Source organism: Arthrobacter vasquezii, from assembly GCF_029455255.1.
In the GTDB taxonomy this organism is placed as follows: Bacteria; Actinomycetota; Actinomycetes; order Actinomycetales; family Micrococcaceae; genus Arthrobacter_D; species Arthrobacter_D parietis.
Map to the genome: position 1 here is coordinate 136,104 of NZ_JAROKN010000003.1, position 14,488 is coordinate 150,591.

At 63.0% G+C, this 14,488-nt stretch carries 12 protein-coding genes; 11 read left to right on the forward strand and 1 reads right to left on the reverse strand.

What is annotated here, in order from left to right:
* The first annotated feature begins 40 nt into the window (after positions 1-40).
* The 4 genes from sigK to P4U43_RS02710 all read left to right on the forward strand — a co-directional run bounded on the left by sigK (position 41) and on the right by P4U43_RS02710 (position 3,750).
* On the forward strand, positions 41-646 hold the full coding sequence (gene sigK, locus P4U43_RS02695; RefSeq protein WP_277357328.1) for an ECF RNA polymerase sigma factor SigK: 606 nt from the start codon (positions 41-43) through the stop codon (positions 644-646).
* A 96-nt stretch (positions 647-742) separates the two neighbouring features.
* Entirely contained in the window at positions 743-1,762 is a 1,020-nt protein-coding gene (gene fbaA / locus P4U43_RS02700; RefSeq protein WP_277357329.1) for a class II fructose-bisphosphate aldolase, read from the forward strand.
* On the forward strand, positions 1,762-2,184 hold the full coding sequence (locus tag P4U43_RS02705; RefSeq protein ID WP_277357330.1) for a DUF3151 domain-containing protein: 423 nt from the start codon (positions 1,762-1,764) through the stop codon (positions 2,182-2,184). Before fbaA ends, P4U43_RS02705 begins: the two co-directional genes overlap by 1 nt.
* A gap of 180 nt (positions 2,185-2,364) precedes the next feature.
* The gene (locus P4U43_RS02710; RefSeq protein WP_277357331.1) at positions 2,365-3,750 is read left to right on the forward strand and encodes an MFS transporter; all 1,386 of its coding nucleotides are present in this window, start codon (positions 2,365-2,367) and stop codon (positions 3,748-3,750) included.
* Between the two features lie 5 nt (positions 3,751-3,755).
* Here the strand turns inward: P4U43_RS02710 and P4U43_RS02715 are convergent, their stop codons facing one another.
* A complete protein-coding gene (locus P4U43_RS02715) occupies positions 3,756-4,391 on the reverse strand; it encodes a hypothetical protein (protein WP_277357332.1) in 636 nt (211 codons plus the stop codon).
* Positions 4,392-4,564: 173 nt separating this feature from the next.
* Between P4U43_RS02715 and P4U43_RS02720 the strand changes: the two genes are divergently transcribed.
* The 7 genes from P4U43_RS02720 (at position 4,565) to P4U43_RS02750 (ending at position 14,452) form a co-directional block, all read left to right on the forward strand.
* Positions 4,565-8,281 (forward strand): nitrate reductase subunit alpha, encoded by a 3,717-nt coding sequence (locus P4U43_RS02720; RefSeq protein ID WP_277357333.1) that lies wholly within the window; start codon positions 4,565-4,567, stop codon positions 8,279-8,281.
* The gene (gene narH, locus P4U43_RS02725; protein ID WP_277357334.1) at positions 8,281-9,981 is read left to right on the forward strand and encodes a nitrate reductase subunit beta; all 1,701 of its coding nucleotides are present in this window, start codon (positions 8,281-8,283) and stop codon (positions 9,979-9,981) included. Before P4U43_RS02720 ends, narH begins: the two co-directional genes overlap by 1 nt.
* On the forward strand, positions 9,978-10,655 hold the full coding sequence (gene narJ, locus P4U43_RS02730) for a nitrate reductase molybdenum cofactor assembly chaperone (RefSeq protein WP_277357335.1): 678 nt from the start codon (positions 9,978-9,980) through the stop codon (positions 10,653-10,655). The genes narH and narJ overlap by 4 nt, the downstream gene beginning before the upstream one ends.
* Before the next feature lie 2 nt (positions 10,656-10,657).
* Positions 10,658-11,410 carry a respiratory nitrate reductase subunit gamma gene (gene narI / locus P4U43_RS02735; protein WP_056545949.1) on the forward strand — a complete coding sequence of 251 codons (753 nt, stop codon included), beginning with the start codon at positions 10,658-10,660 and terminating at the stop codon, positions 11,408-11,410.
* Positions 11,411-11,431: 21 nt separating this feature from the next.
* Positions 11,432-12,670, forward strand: a complete 1,239-nt coding sequence (locus P4U43_RS02740) for an MFS transporter (RefSeq protein WP_277357336.1) — start codon at positions 11,432-11,434, stop codon at positions 12,668-12,670.
* A gap of 57 nt (positions 12,671-12,727) precedes the next feature.
* Positions 12,728-13,177 carry an RrF2 family transcriptional regulator gene (locus P4U43_RS02745; RefSeq protein ID WP_056545952.1) on the forward strand — a complete coding sequence of 150 codons (450 nt, stop codon included), beginning with the start codon at positions 12,728-12,730 and terminating at the stop codon, positions 13,175-13,177.
* A 105-nt stretch (positions 13,178-13,282) separates the two neighbouring features.
* On the forward strand, positions 13,283-14,452 hold the full coding sequence (locus P4U43_RS02750; RefSeq protein WP_277357337.1) for a globin domain-containing protein: 1,170 nt from the start codon (positions 13,283-13,285) through the stop codon (positions 14,450-14,452).
* Positions 14,453-14,488 lie beyond the last annotated feature (36 nt).

Here is a 14,488-nt window from a genome sequence, read left to right on the forward strand (position 1 = left end):
GAATTAACAGACCGCCCCGGATCTCACGTCAGGTTGTCTCATGTCGGTGACCGTTGCGGAGAGACTTCCTTCGCTGAGTGAGATGCCGGAGCCGGACCTCCCCTCTCTCCTCATGCAGGTGGGGTTGGGTGACGAACGTGCATTCACCGCCCTTTACCGGGCCACGAGCGCGCGGATCTTCGGGCTGGTGCGGAGGATCGTCGTAGACCCCACGATGTCGGAGGAAGTGACCCAGGAGGTTTTCCTTCAGGTATGGAACAAGGCGCCGGAATTCTCACCGGCACTCGGATCGCCCATCGCGTGGCTCATGACACTCGCGCATCGTCGTGCAGTGGACAGGATCCGGTCGGAGCAGGCTCATCGGAACAGGTTCAACCGGTGGTCCACTGGCGAGGTGCTGACGCCTTTTGACTGCGTCATGGAATCGGTTCTGGCGCAGGACGAGTCCCAGGCGGTGAAGGCTGCCTTCGGTGTGCTGACCGAGAAGCAGAGGCAGGCAATCGAGATGGCGTACTACAAGGGGCTCACCTACGCGCAGGTGGCGGAAGTGTTGGGAACCCCTCTCGGCACGGTGAAGGCCCGGATCCGCGACGGCCTTGCACGGCTCAAGGATGCACTCGAACCCAATTCATCACTCGCGCCGTAAGGTTTCCGCGCAATTAGCGCCCTCGTTAGGATGGGACAGAAGCGAGGCTTCACCTGCGTGAGCCTTGAGTGCCCGAAACCCATACGAGGAGTTGCCATGCCCATCGCCACACCGGACAGTTACGCCGAGATGATCGACCGCGCCAAGGCCGGCGGCTTCGCCTACCCGGCGGTGAACGTAACGTCCTCCCAGACGTTGAATGCGGCCATTCGGGGTTTCGCCGAAGCGGGCTCTGACGGCATCATCCAGGTTTCCACGGGCGGTGCAGCCTACTGGTCCGGCGCCTCCGTCAAGAACATGGTTGCCGGATCCCTCGGCTTTGCAGCCTTTGCGCGCGAGGTCGCCAAGAGCTACGACGTCAACATTGCGCTGCACACGGACCACTGCCCGAAGGACAAGCTTGACGACTTCGTGCTGCCGCTGCTGGCCGCATCGGAGGAAGCAGTCAAGCGCGGTGAAGACCCGCTTTTCCAGTCCCATATGTGGGACGGTTCGGCCGAGACGCTCGAGGAAAACCTGCGGATCGCCAAGGAAATCCTGCCCCGCGCCGCTGCGGCGAAGATCATTCTCGAGGTTGAAATCGGCACCGTTGGCGGTGAGGAAGACGGAGTCGAAAACGCGATCAATGACAAGCTCTACACCACGGTGGAAGACGCAATGGCAACCATTGACGCCCTCGGAGCCGGCGAGCACGGCCGTTACATCACTGCGCTGACCTTCGGAAACGTACACGGAGTCTACAAGCCGGGCGGCGTGAAGCTGCGCCCCGAAATCCTGAAGGACATTCAGGAGCAGGTGGGTCAGAAGATCGGAAAGGACAAGCCCTTCGACCTCGTGTTCCACGGTGGTTCCGGCTCCTCGGACCAGGAAATCGCTGACGCCGTTTCCTACGGCGTGATCAAGATGAACATCGACACGGATACGCAGTACGCCTTCACCCGCCCGGTGGCGGACCACATGCTCAAGAACTACGACGGCGTCCTGAAGGTCGACGGCGAGGTGGGCAACAAGAAGACCTATGATCCGCGCGTCTGGGGTGCGTCCGCAGAAGCCGGCCTGGCAGCCCGTGTTGTCGAGGCCGCCAAGTCGCTTGGATCAGCGGGCAAGAAGCTCTGATGTCGGACGAGTTCCGCAAGAACCTCCTGGGCCCGGAGCCTACGCTCCTTCCCGAGGAACCGGATGTTGTGTCCCGGCTGGCGGCAGGGGACGAGGCTGTCGATCTGGCAGCCAAGCACCCGACGTCGTCGTTATTGTGGGCCATCCTCGCCGACGAGGCGTATGGCGACGGACGCACCATCGAGTCCTACGCCTACGCACGCACCGGCTACCACCGCGGGCTGGATGCGCTCCGCCGGAACGGGTGGCGGGGAGCGGGTCCGGTGCCGTACTCGCATGAGCCGAACCGCGGCTTCCTGCGCGCGCTGAACGCGCTCGGCCGTGCGGCGGCCTCGATCGGTGAGATCGATGAGGCGGAACGCATCGCGAAGTTCCTGCGCGAATCGGACCCGGAGGCAAGCGAGAAACTTACCGGTTCGTAACTGTCGCTCCTTGAACAGGAACTTTTGCGCAGGTCTGGTGAGCTGACGACGTCGGCAAGTCGCCGGACCTGCCCAAAAGTTCCGTTGGTGGTGGGCGCCCTTTGACACTCCCGCAGCCGAACTCATAGTTTCGTTGTGAGACCCATGGGCGCCGTGGGCGCCTCCACACGAAGGAGACGCATGGCTGAGCAGGAGAGAACAACCGGACCTCCCACAACGGACGCAGGGGAATTCGCCACTCCGGATTCCGAAACTCCCGAAGGGAAACGGACACTTCGGAAGGCGATCGGCGCCTCCGCGATCGGCAATGGTGTCGAGTGGTTCGACTACAGCATCTACGGACTGATGGTGGTGTACATCAGTTCCATTTTCTTCCCGGGAGACCAGGCAACGGTCTGGGCGCTGGGAACCTTCGCCGTCTCATTTCTGGTGCGGCCATTCGGCGGGTTCTTCTGGGGTCCGTTGGGTGACAAGATCGGACGGAAGTCCGTGCTGGCGATGACCATCCTGTTGATGGCGGGTTCCACTTTCTGCATCGGTCTGCTGCCAACGTATGACGCCGCCGGCTTCCTCGCTCCGGCGCTGCTGGTTCTGCTGAGGTTGATTCAGGGCTTCTCTGCCGGCGGTGAGTATGGTGGCGCGGCGACCTTCATGGCTGAATACTCCCCGGACAGGAAACGCGGTTTCTACGGCAGCTTCCTGGAGTTCGGCACGCTCGCGGGGTTTGCCTTGGGCAGCCTGGTCGCTCTGTTGTGCCAATTGATCATCGGCGCCGACGCCATGGCCGACTGGGGCTGGCGCATTCCGTTCCTCATCGCGGGTCCCATGGGAGCGGTTGGTTGGTACCTTCGCAAGAAGCTCGAGGACACTCCCGTCTTCCGGGAGGCGGAGTCGAAGGGCGAAACCGAATCCAAAGCCGGGGTGGCGCTGAAGGACCTGCTGACCAAGTACTGGCGTCCGATCCTCTCGATGTCAGGGCTCGTAATCGCCCTCAACGTAGTGAACTACACGTTCCTGCAGTACATGCCTACCTACCTTCAGGTCACGATCAACATGGACGCGGACGCCACTTTTACCCTGCTGCTCATCGGACAAGTCGTGTTGATGGCCTTGATCCCCTTTTTTGGAGCACTGTCCGACCGGGTCGGACGCAAGCCTCTGTGGTGGTTCTCTCTGATCGGGCTGTTTGTCCTGGCAGTGCCGATGTACATGCTCATGGGATTGGGGTTCGGATTTGCACTGCTGGCGTTTGCGGTCCTCGGACTCCTCTACCTGCCGCAGCTTGCGACCATTTCGGCGATGTTCCCATCCCTGTTTCCCACCCACGTACGGTTTGCCGGCTTTGCCATTACCTACAACGTCGCCACTGCCCTGTTCGGCGGAACAGCCCCGGTGGTCAACGGAGCACTCGTGGAAAGCACCGGGAACAATCTGGTCCCGGCCATGTACATGATGGGCGCGTGCGTGATCGGAGCTCTCGCGCTCATCAAGACTCCCGAGACCGCGGGCCTCTCGCTGCGCGGACGCAACACACCCGGCAGCAAAGTGGCGGCAGAAGCTGCCTAGCGGCGTCAGGTACCGGAAACTGCCGTTGATTCGGTGAGCGGCAGCACCGTCGTCGTTACGTCCACCACCTGCGGCTTCTTCGGCACCGAGCTGAACCCGAACCGCACGCGGGGACGCACGCTCGTGAGCTCGCCGAGTGGATCGCCCGCCCACGACGCCGTTGCGGCGGTGATGACCCGGGCGCCGGTGACGCCGTAGAACTGCCGGCGGCCGTCCTTCGTGGTACCTGCTGTGCGCACGCCGGGCATGATGATTTTGGAGATGGGGTTGATGGCAGTCAGCCAGCGCGGATGGGTGGCGATCATGGTAGGAATCAAGCCGAGCACACGCCCGACGACGGTTGACTCACCCAGTTCCGCGCGGATACTGAGCGGGCCGGCATCGAGGGCGAGCGAATCCTCTCCCATACTGACCGTCAGCGGAACGGTGCGCACAATGTCGAAGGAATAGGCTCCGGACACGTAGTCGGCGACGGCCGACGTCGGAGCGAGCAGCGTGCGCGTTCCTTCGGCGCTCTGCACCATCACGTCGGTGAACGCACCGTACGGGGACGCGCCCCACATGCCGATGACGATGCGCACTCCCGATGTGGTGCCCAGGCTGGCGATGTGTCCTACGAATTGTTCGGTCTCGGCGCTCATGGTTTCCATTATGTACGGTGTGCGTTCGGCCGCCGAGAACCGGAGGCTGGAGCGCCCGATGTTGATGCGCCCGATCGAACTTGTTGCCCGCAAATACCACACATTTGCGTTGACTTATTCCAAACAGCTGAGAAACGCTGGTCAGTAATACTTGCCTCGCCTAGGTTGGTTTTATGGCACAGGGAACTGTTCGTGCGGGGCTTGATGGTTCGGCCTCTGACGCGTTGTTGAAGCTGGGGCGTTTCTTCAGCAAGTGGGAAGAAACCGATGACGGCCGGGCGGTTTTCAGGGAAGGCGGAAGAAGCGGCGACATCTTCTACCGGGACCGCTGGAGCCATGACAAAGTGGTCCGCTCCACGCACGGGGTCAATTGCACGGGCTCGTGCTCCTGGAAGGTGTACGTCAAGGACGGCATCATCACCTGGGAATCGCAGCAGACCGACTACCCTTCCGTAGGTCCCGACAGCCCGGAATATGAACCGCGCGGCTGTCCGCGCGGAGCGGCCTTTTCCTGGTACACCTATTCCCCAACCCGGGTCCGCTACCCGTACGGACGCGGTGTGCTCATTGAGATGTACCGGGAGGCAAAGGCCCGGCTGAAGGACCCGGTGCTGGCATGGGCAGACATTGTGAACGATCCCGACCGGCGGCGGCGCTACCAGCAGGCCCGCGGCAAGGGCGGCCTCGTCCGGATTCCCTGGCAGGAAGCAATCGAGATCGCCGCGGCTGCGCATGTCCACACCATCAAAGCCCACGGACCGGACCGGGTGGCCGGCTTCTCGCCGATTCCCGCGATGTCCATGGTGTCCCACGCCGCGGGTAACCGCTTCATCCAGCTCATCGGCGGAGTGATGACGTCCTTCTACGACTGGTACGCGGACCTGCCGGTGGCCAGCCCGCAGGTGTTCGGTGACCAGACGGATGTTCCGGAGTCGGGCGACTGGTGGGACGCGACCTACCTGATGATGTGGGGCTCGAACGTACCTGTGACCCGTACGCCGGACGCGCACTGGATGACGGAGGTGCGTTACCGCGGAACCAAGGTGGTCTCGGTGAGCCCCGACTACGCGGACAACACCAAGTTCGCCGACGAGTGGCTGCCTGCCCAGGCAGGCACGGACGCCGCGCTGGCCATGGGCATGGGCCACGTGATGCTCAAGGAGTTCTTCGTGGACCGGGAGGTCCCGTTCTTCCGCAACTACGTCCGCCAGTTCACGGACCTGCCATTCCTTGTCCGGTTGGAACAGCACGACGGCGGCGCACTGGTCCCGACCAAATTCCTCACCGCCGCGGATCTGAGCTCACATGCTCCGGGCGAGGATGATGCGTTCAAGACGGTCCTGTTCGACCAGAAGACCGGCCGGGTCGCCGTCCCCAACGGCACCATGGGACACCGCTACAACGACGGCGGCATGGGCAAGTGGAACCTCGACCTGGGAGAGATTGACCCCGCGCTGTCCATGCTGGAAACCTCCGGTGCCGGCAGCGCCGAGATCCTCATGCCGCGCTTCGATGACCCGTCCGGCGAGGCGGGAGTCCAGCGCCGCGGCGTTCCCGTTCTGGAGGTCGAAGGGCACCTCGTCACCACGGTGTTCGACCTCATGCTTGCCCAGTACGGTGTGGGCCGCGAGGGGCTGCCGGGGGAGTGGGCGGGCAGTTACGACGATGCTTCTACTCCCTACACGCCGGCGTGGCAGGAGGAGATCACGAGCGTCCCCGCGCAGGCCTGCATCCGGGTGGCGCGCGAGTTCGCCCGCAATGCCGAGCAGTCCAACGGCCGCTCGATGATCATCATGGGCGCGGGAATCTGCCAGTGGTTCCACGGGGATGCAACCTACCGGGCAGTGTTGTCGCTTCTGATGCTCACCGGGTGCATGGGCCGCAACGGCGGCGGTTGGGCCCACTACGTCGGCCAGGAGAAATGCAGGCCGATCACCGGATGGATCTCACTGGCCAACGCGTTGGACTGGTCCCGGCCGCCGCGCACCATGATCGGCACGGGTTACTGGTACATGCACACTGACCAGTGGCGCCAGGACGGCTACTCCGCTGACGCGCTGAAGTCACCGCTGTCCACCGGAAACCTCGACGGCATGCACACCGCCGATGCCCTGGCGCAGTCCAACCGGCTCGGCTGGATGCCCTTCTACCCGCAGTTCGACCGGAACCCGCTGGATCTGGCCGAGGAGGCCCAAGACGCGGTGGATCGCGGTGAGGTGGCCGACGCGCCGTCGTACATTGCGGATCAGCTGAAAAGCCGCAAGCTCAATCCCGCCATTGAGGACGTCGACTCCCCGAAAAACTGGCCGCGCACCCTGATGCTCTGGCGGTCCAATCTGTTCGGAAGCTCGGCAAAGGGAAACGAGTACTTTCTCCGCAACCTGCTCGGGACCCACAACAACGTGATGGGCGAGGACCATTCCAGCGGCCAGCTTCCCGAGGACGTCACGTGGCATGAGGAAGCGCCGCAGGGGAAGCTGGACCTATTGGTCACCGCGGACTTCCGGATGACGTCGAGCACGCTGCTCTCGGACATCGTCTTCCCCGCCGCAACCTGGTATGAGAAACACGATCTCTCCTCCACCGACATGCACCCATTTGTCCACGCCTTCACCCCGGCTATTGACCCGCCGTGGCAATCGAAGTCGGATTTTGAGACCTTCCACCTGCTGGCCAGGGAGTTTTCCCGCCAGGCCAAGACGCACCTCGGTGTGCGCAAAGACCTGGTGAGTGTGCCGCTGCAGCATGACACCCCCGGGCAGGTTGCTCAGCCGGGAGGTGTGGTGCGCGATTGGCGCCGGGAGGACATTCCGGCTGTTCCCGGCCAGAACATGCCCAATTTCCATATTGTCGAGCGGGACTACACCGCTATTGCCGACAAGCTCGCGTCCGTGGGGCCGCTGGCCGACACGCTGGGCTTCACCGTCAAAAACATCACTTACCGTGTCAAACGGGAAGTTGACCGGCTGGGGCACTCAAACGGGGTCATGCAGGGCGGCGCGGGCAACGGCCGGCCGGCGATCGACACCGATTCGAAAATGGCTGAGGCAATCCTGGCGTTCTCCGGAACCACAAACGGTGAGCTTGCCGTCCAGGGTTTCAAGGACCTCGAGAAACGCACCGGAGTGAAGTTGGCGGACCTGGCGGAGGGGTCGGAGGAGAAACGCATTACCTTCGCCCAGACGCAGGCAGGACCGGTTCCTGTGATCACCTCGCCGGAATGGTCCGGCTCGGAGACCGGGGGCCGCCGTTACGCTCCGTTCACCGTCAACGTTGAACGGTTGAAGCCTTGGCACACACTGACGGGACGCATGCACTTCTTCCTGGATCACGACTGGATGCGTGACGTCGGGGAGGCCCTGCCCATCTACCGGCCGCCGCTCGACATGAACCGGCTGTTCGGTGAGCCGAAGCTGGGCCCCGACGGCACCAGGGAAATCACGGTACGGTACCTCACCCCCCACTCGAAATGGTCCATCCACTCGGAGTATCAGGACAACCTGCTGATGCTTTCGCTTTCACGCGGCGGCCCGACCGTCTGGATGAGCCCTGCGGACGCTGCCTCCATTGAGGTGAAGGACAACGACTGGGTTGAGTGCGTCAACACCAACGGCGTACTGGTCGGCCGGGCGATCGTCAGCCACCGGATGCCGTCCGGCGTCGTTTTCGTCTACCACGCACAGGAACGGACGATCGATGTACCGAAGTCCGAGGCGACCGGCCGGCGCGGCGGAATTCACAACTCGGTCACCAGGCTGCTGGTCAAACCGACCCACATGATCGGCGGCTACGCCCAGCTCGCCTACGCCTTCAACTATCTGGGCCCAACGGGAAACCAGCGGGACATGGTTACGAGGGTCCGCCGTCGTTCACAGGAGGTGAAGTACTGATGCGTGTCATGGCTCAGATGGGCATGGTGATGAACCTGGACAAGTGCATCGGGTGTCACACCTGCTCGGTGACCTGCAAGCAGGCCTGGACCAACCGGGCGGGCACCGAGTATGTCTGGTTCAACAATGTTGAAACCCGGCCCGGGCAGGGGTACCCCCGGCGTTACGAGGACCAGGATAAATGGCGCGGGGGTTGGGAGTTGAACAAGCGCGGCCGCCTGAAGCTGAAGGGCGGCGGACGGCTGAAGAAGATGCTTGGGCTCTTCGCGAGTCCCGTGCAGCCTGAGCTGGCCGACTACTACGAGCCCTGGACGTATGACTACAAGAACCTCGTGGACGCCCCGCTCGGCGACGACTTCCCCGTTGCCAGGCCGAAGTCGCTCATCACCGGGGAAGACACCAAGGTGACCTGGTCCGCCAACTGGGATGACAACCTGGCCGGCACAACGGAGATGGGCCATCTGGACCCGATGGTCGAGAAAGTCCGAAAGGAGTCCGCAGACAAGATCAAGTTCGAGTTCGAGCAGACCTTCATGTTCTACCTGCCGCGGATCTGCGAGCACTGCCTCAACCCCTCCTGCATGGCCTCCTGCCCCTCCGGCGCTATCTACAAGCGGGTGGAAGACGGAATCGTGCTGATTGACCAGGACCGCTGCCGCGGGTGGCGTCAGTGCATCACGGGCTGCCCGTACAAGAAGGTCTACTTCAACCACAAGACCGGGAAGGCGGAGAAGTGCACGTTCTGCTACCCCAGGATCGAGGTGGGACTGCCCACCGTATGCTCGGAAACTTGTGTTGGCCGCCTGCGCTATCTGGGCCTGTTCCTTTATGACGCAGACAAAGTAACCGAAGCGGCATCGGTTCCGGATGACAAGGACCTTTACCAGGCGCAGCTGGACGTACTGCTGGATCCCAATGACCCGGCCGTGGTTGCGGCTGCCCGCGAGCAGGACATCCCGGACGACTGGATCGATGCCGCGCAGCGCTCGCCCGTCTACGCGCTCGCGAAAGTCTACAAGATAGCCCTTCCGCTGCACCCGGAGTACCGCACCATGCCAATGGTCTGGTACGTTCCGCCGCTCTCTCCGATTGTTGACCTGCTGCGCGACCAGGGGCATGACGCTGAAGACCACGGAAACCTGTTCGGCGCCATCGACGAGTTGCGCATTCCGGTTGAGTACCTTGCCGAGCTTTTCACCGCGGGCGATTCCGAGATGGTTACCGGTGTGTTGAAGAAGCTCGCTGCCATGCGCTCCTATCTGCGCGGCATCAGCCTGGGCAACGATCCGGACGATTCCATTCCGGCTTCCGTCGGGATGGAGGGCGAAACGATGTATGAGATGTACCGGTTGATGGCTATCGCCAAGTACGACGAACGCTATGTGATTCCGAAAGCCCACGTGGAGCAGGCACACGATCTCGAGGAGCTGGGATGTTCCCTCGATTTCGACGGCGGCCCCGGCATGCAGGACTCCCCCTTCGGGGAGGCCAGCGGCGTACCGACACCGGTCGCAGTGGAAACGTTCAATGCGCTGCAGCAGCGGCAGACCTCCGACGCTCCCGGAGGTCGGGAGACGCTGCGTGGTCGGGTCAATCTGCTGAATTGGGACGGCAATGGAGTGCCTGAGGGCATGTTCCCTGACCAGCCGCGCGATGATCCGCAGGAATACGATCACTCCGATGGGGAGGAACGGCGATGAGCAAGCTCTTTGGCGGCTGGACGTCGAAGAGGTCTACGCAGGAGGGACGCGAGGGAAGGGAGGCCGTCACCTACCTCGCCGCGGCCTGGTGCCTGTCCTATCCCGATGAGGAGCTGCTCGGCCGGATCCCGCTGATCCGGGCGGCTCTCTCCGAGCACGACGGCGCGCTTGCACCATTTGAGTCCGTCCTCCGTCAGCTCGAGACCAGTGCACTGCCCGAGGTCCAGGCGACGTATGTGCAGGAATTCGACCTGAGCCGGCGGCACTCGCTCCATCTGTCCTACTGGACCGACGGCGATACCCGGCGCAGGGGCGAGGTGCTGGGCGAATTCAAGCGGGTGTACCGGCGCAGCGAGGTGTTGGTGGACCTGGACGGTGAATTGCCTGACTACCTGCCGATGGTCCTTGAGTTCGCAGCCACGGTGGACCCGGCTGCAGGAAGGGATCTGTTGCTGGGATTCCGCCCGAGCGTCGAACTGATCCGGTTGGCTCTCGAGGACGACAAGCTGGCGCACGCCGACCTCGTGCGTGCAGTGTGCGACACCCTGCCCGGCCCGTCACCCGCGGACCGCAACGCCGTCATGCGGCTGGCCAGACAGGGGCCGCAGACGGAATCCGTGGGCCTCGATCCGTATGATCCGCGCCTGCTCCCCCTGAGTTCATCGAAAGGTTGACCATGGACGTCCTGCTCTGGGGAATTGCCCCGTACGTCTCAATGGCGGTGCTCATCGGCGGGCTCATTTGGAGGTACCGCTATGACCAGTTCGGCTGGACGACGCGCTCCTCGCAGCTGTACGAGTCCCGGCTGCTGCGGATCGGATCACCGCTGTTTCACTTCGGCATTCTGGCGGTAGTGGCCGGCCACTTCTTTGGTCTGGTCATTCCCATGTCCTGGACCGAAGCAGTGGGGATGAGTCAGGACTTCTATCACTTCAACGCGCTCTTCGTCGGGGGGATCGCAGGAATCGGCACTCTTGGCGGGATCGCGATCCTGATCTACCGCCGCCGTAAGACAGGCCCTGTCTTCATGGCGACAACACGCAATGACAAGATGATGTACGTGGTTCTCGCGGCCGCGATCGTCTTCGGATTGTGGACCACGCTGGCGAGTGTCTTCCTTGGCGGGCACGGGCACAACTACCGTGAGACGGTAGCGCCCTGGTTCCGTTCCCTCTTCATTTTCCAACCGGACATTGCATCCATGGCGGCCGCTCCGTTCTCCTTCCACCTGCACACGCTGGTGGGCATGCTGCTGTTTGTCATCTGGCCATTCACCCGCCTGGTGCATGCGTTCACTGCTCCCCTCCATTACCTGTTCCGGCCCTACATCGTCTACAGGTCGAGGGATCGCAGAGGTTCGGGCAGTTCACCCTCGCGTCGGGGCTGGGCGCCCGTCGGTACACCGGACCGCGATAACCGCAGGCGATAAGGACGAGGCAGAGGGGAAGAGATGGGCCCACAGACCCCAGCCAGCGCAACTCCGCCGGCTACCCATACACCGGGGAAGACCCGCAACCTGGCGCTGGCAACGCTCGCCTCAGTGGTTGGTTTCCTCGCGTGGACGGTCATTGCACCACTCAGCGGCACGTACACTGCGCAGCTGGGCCTTGCCCCCTCCGCAACGGCAGCACTGGTAGCGATGCCCGTGCTGGTGGGGTCGGTCGGGCGGATTGTGGTCGGTGTCCTCACGGACCGTCACGGCGGAAGGGTCATGTTCACTGCCGTACTGCTCGCAGCCGTCCCGCCGATCCTGCTGGTGGCCCTGGGGGGAACCATCAATTCCTATCTCCTCCTCATTGCGGCAGGGTTCCTGCTGGGGATCGCCGGAACCGTCTTCGCCGTCGGGATACCTTTTGTCTCCGCCTGGTACGAGCCCGAAAGGCGGGGATTCGCCACCGGCGTCTTCGGTGCCGGCATGGGCGGAACCGCACTGTCTGCCTTCTTCACACCGCGGCTCGTGGACCTGATCGGCTATCTTGCCACGCACCTTCTCATTGCCGGGCTGCTGGTGGCCACGGCCATCGTGGTGTGGCTTTTCATGCAGGAGGCACCTGCGAGACCGTCGGTCCCGTCAACCGGAGTCGCCGCGAAACTCCTGGGCGCCGCCCGGCTGGGAGTGACCTGGCGGATGTGTTTCCTCTACGCCGTGGTCTTTGGCGGGTTCGTGTCATTTTCGACCTACTTGCCCACCTACCTGCGGGACATCTATGAGTTCGACCTCACGGCGGCCGGAACACGCACAGCGGGCTTTGCTCTCGCGGCGGTGCTGGCTCGCCCGGTGGGCGGTATTCTGGCGGACCGGATCGGGGCGAAACCAGTGGTTCTCACCTCCCTTGCCGCTGTTGCCATCCTCGCCTGGGTGGTGAACCTCAAGCCGGCCGGCGAGGTGCCGGCGGGGCTGACCTTCCTTGCAATGGCTGCGGCGCTCGGTCTCGGTGCGGGCGGCGTCTTCGCATGGGTGGGGGTACTGTCTCCGCCGGAGAAGGTAGGTGCGGTTGCAGGGATTGTCAGCGCTGCGGGCGGTTTGGGCGGCTACTTTCCGCCATTGATTATGGGCGCCACCTACGACGCCGAGGACAACAGTTACTTCATCGGGCTGATGTTGCTCACGGTCACAGCACTGGTTGCGCTCCTTTTCACTCTCTTCGCGGTGAAGGGCAAGCCCGAAAACTCTCAGCCGCCGTCCTGACCCGCGGAGCATGGGGTGGCGGTGCATTGATTTTGTTAGCTGACCTAGACTTAAAGCATGAGGATCAACGCGTTTGCAGACGTATGCCTGCGCGCAGTAATGCTGCTGTCGGCGGCCCCGGAAGGGGACCTGCTCACATCCCGGGACATCGCGGACGGCATCGGCACTCCTTACAACCACGTCAGCAAGGCCATCGCGCGTCTGCGTACGCTTGGACTCGTTGACATTACGCGGGGACGCAGCGGGGGCGTGACCCTCAGCCAAGCCGGGCGGCACGCTACGGTGGGTTGGCTCCTCAGGCAGCTGGATGACCGTGCCGATGTCGTCGACTGTGAAAGTGCCGCAGGCGGATGCCCGCTGAACCATCGCTGTTCGCTGCGCGCTGCACTGCGCCGGGCACGCGAGGCCTTCTACTCGGAACTGGATGACCTCGTCATTTCAGAACTGCCTAGAACGGAGCAGATGGGCCCGGTCTTCGTGACTTTGCACACACGTAAGTCGGCCTGACAGCTCAAATTCAAGGAACTTTCTACGTGGTGTAGAAATCCCTGCAAAAACTGGTATCAGAAATGCTACTTTTCTTGTGTAAGCCCTTCTACGCAGGAGAAAACGATGCTCTCGGACCAGTCCTTTCCCATTATTGAAGCCACCCTCCCGCTCGTTGGAGAGCGCATGCCGGGCATCGCAAAGAACTTCTATGGGCGCCTCTTCGCAGCGCATCCCGAACTGCTGGACGGTCTGTTCAGCCGGGCCAATCAGAAGAACGGCTCCCAGCAACAGGCGCTCGCCGGAAGCGTTGCCGGATTCGCTGCGCACCTGGTCCGCAACCCGGACACCTACCCCGAGGTGATGCTTTCGCGCATCGCACACAAACATGCCTCCCTGGGAATCGCACCCGAACAGTACGACGTCGTCTACAAATACCTGTTTGAGGCAATCGCCCATGAGCTCAGCGACGTCATCACCAGCGAGATCGCTGCTGCCTGGAGCGAGGTGTACTGGCTCATGGCCCACGCCCTTATCAAGATCGAAAAGGGGCTCTACGCCGAACAGGCCAACACTCAGCCCTGGAGTTCCTGGACCGTCGTCGCCAAGCAGCCGGCGGGAACCGCGGCCATGACCTTCACGCTTGAGCCGGCGGATGACACGCCGGTAACCCTCGCCAAGCCCGGTCAGTTTGTCAGCGTCCGCGTGCAGTTGGCCGACGGCCTCCGTCAGGTGCGCCAGTACTCGCTGTCGGCGGAGACCAGCTCCCGCCGGCGGGTCTTCACCACGAAGCGCGATGACAACGGAGAGGTTTCGCCGGTCCTGTACAACGACGTCGCTGTCGGGGACGTGATCGAGGTATCCAACCCATATGGTGACGTCACTCTTGCTGACGGGAACGCGCCGCTGGTGCTCGCCACCGCAGGCATCGGCTGCACTCCGTCAGCGTCCATCCTGCGCTCACTGGTGGAGCGCGGCTCTGAGCGTGAGGTCCTGGTGCTCCATGCCGAGCGCAGCCTCGACCAGTGGGCGTTGAAGGACCAGATGAATGCCGACGTCGATGCACTCACCGGCGCCCGGCTGACACTATGGCTGGAGAACCCGACCGGCACTGCACACCCCGGGTTCATGTCCCTGAAGGGGCTGGACATTCCCGATGGCGCGTCTGTGTACCTGTGCGGTCCGCTTCCCTTCATGAAGAACATCCGCGCGGAGGCGCTCGCCGCCGGGGTCCCGGCCGACCGCATCCACTACGAGGTCTTCGGTCCTGACCTCTGGATGAATTCAGCCAACTGATCCGGTGGGCGGCTAGCACCATGAAGCGGCGGTAAG

What these genes read in the sequence shown, in the direction of transcription:
- P4U43_RS02740 (WP_277357336.1), top strand. Translation starts at nt 11,432, where the DNA reads ATGGGCCCACAGACCCCAGCCAGCGCAACTCCGCCGGCTACCCATACA.
- P4U43_RS02720 (WP_277357333.1), top strand. Translation starts at nt 4,565, where the DNA reads ATGGCACAGGGAACTGTTCGTGCGGGGCTTGATGGTTCGGCCTCTGAC.
- P4U43_RS02705 (WP_277357330.1), top strand. Translation starts at nt 1,762, where the DNA reads ATGTCGGACGAGTTCCGCAAGAACCTCCTGGGCCCGGAGCCTACGCTC.
- fbaA (WP_277357329.1), top strand. Translation starts at nt 743, where the DNA reads ATGCCCATCGCCACACCGGACAGTTACGCCGAGATGATCGACCGCGCC.
- P4U43_RS02715 (WP_277357332.1), bottom strand. Translation starts at nt 4,391, where the DNA reads ATGAGCGCCGAGACCGAACAATTCGTAGGACACATCGCCAGCCTGGGC.
- P4U43_RS02745 (WP_056545952.1), top strand. Translation starts at nt 12,728, where the DNA reads ATGAGGATCAACGCGTTTGCAGACGTATGCCTGCGCGCAGTAATGCTG.
- P4U43_RS02750 (WP_277357337.1), top strand. Translation starts at nt 13,283, where the DNA reads ATGCTCTCGGACCAGTCCTTTCCCATTATTGAAGCCACCCTCCCGCTC.
- narH (WP_277357334.1), top strand. Translation starts at nt 8,281, where the DNA reads ATGCGTGTCATGGCTCAGATGGGCATGGTGATGAACCTGGACAAGTGC.
- narJ (WP_277357335.1), top strand. Translation starts at nt 9,978, where the DNA reads ATGAGCAAGCTCTTTGGCGGCTGGACGTCGAAGAGGTCTACGCAGGAG.
- narI (WP_056545949.1), top strand. Translation starts at nt 10,658, where the DNA reads ATGGACGTCCTGCTCTGGGGAATTGCCCCGTACGTCTCAATGGCGGTG.
- P4U43_RS02710 (WP_277357331.1), top strand. Translation starts at nt 2,365, where the DNA reads ATGGCTGAGCAGGAGAGAACAACCGGACCTCCCACAACGGACGCAGGG.
- sigK (WP_277357328.1), top strand. Translation starts at nt 41, where the DNA reads ATGTCGGTGACCGTTGCGGAGAGACTTCCTTCGCTGAGTGAGATGCCG.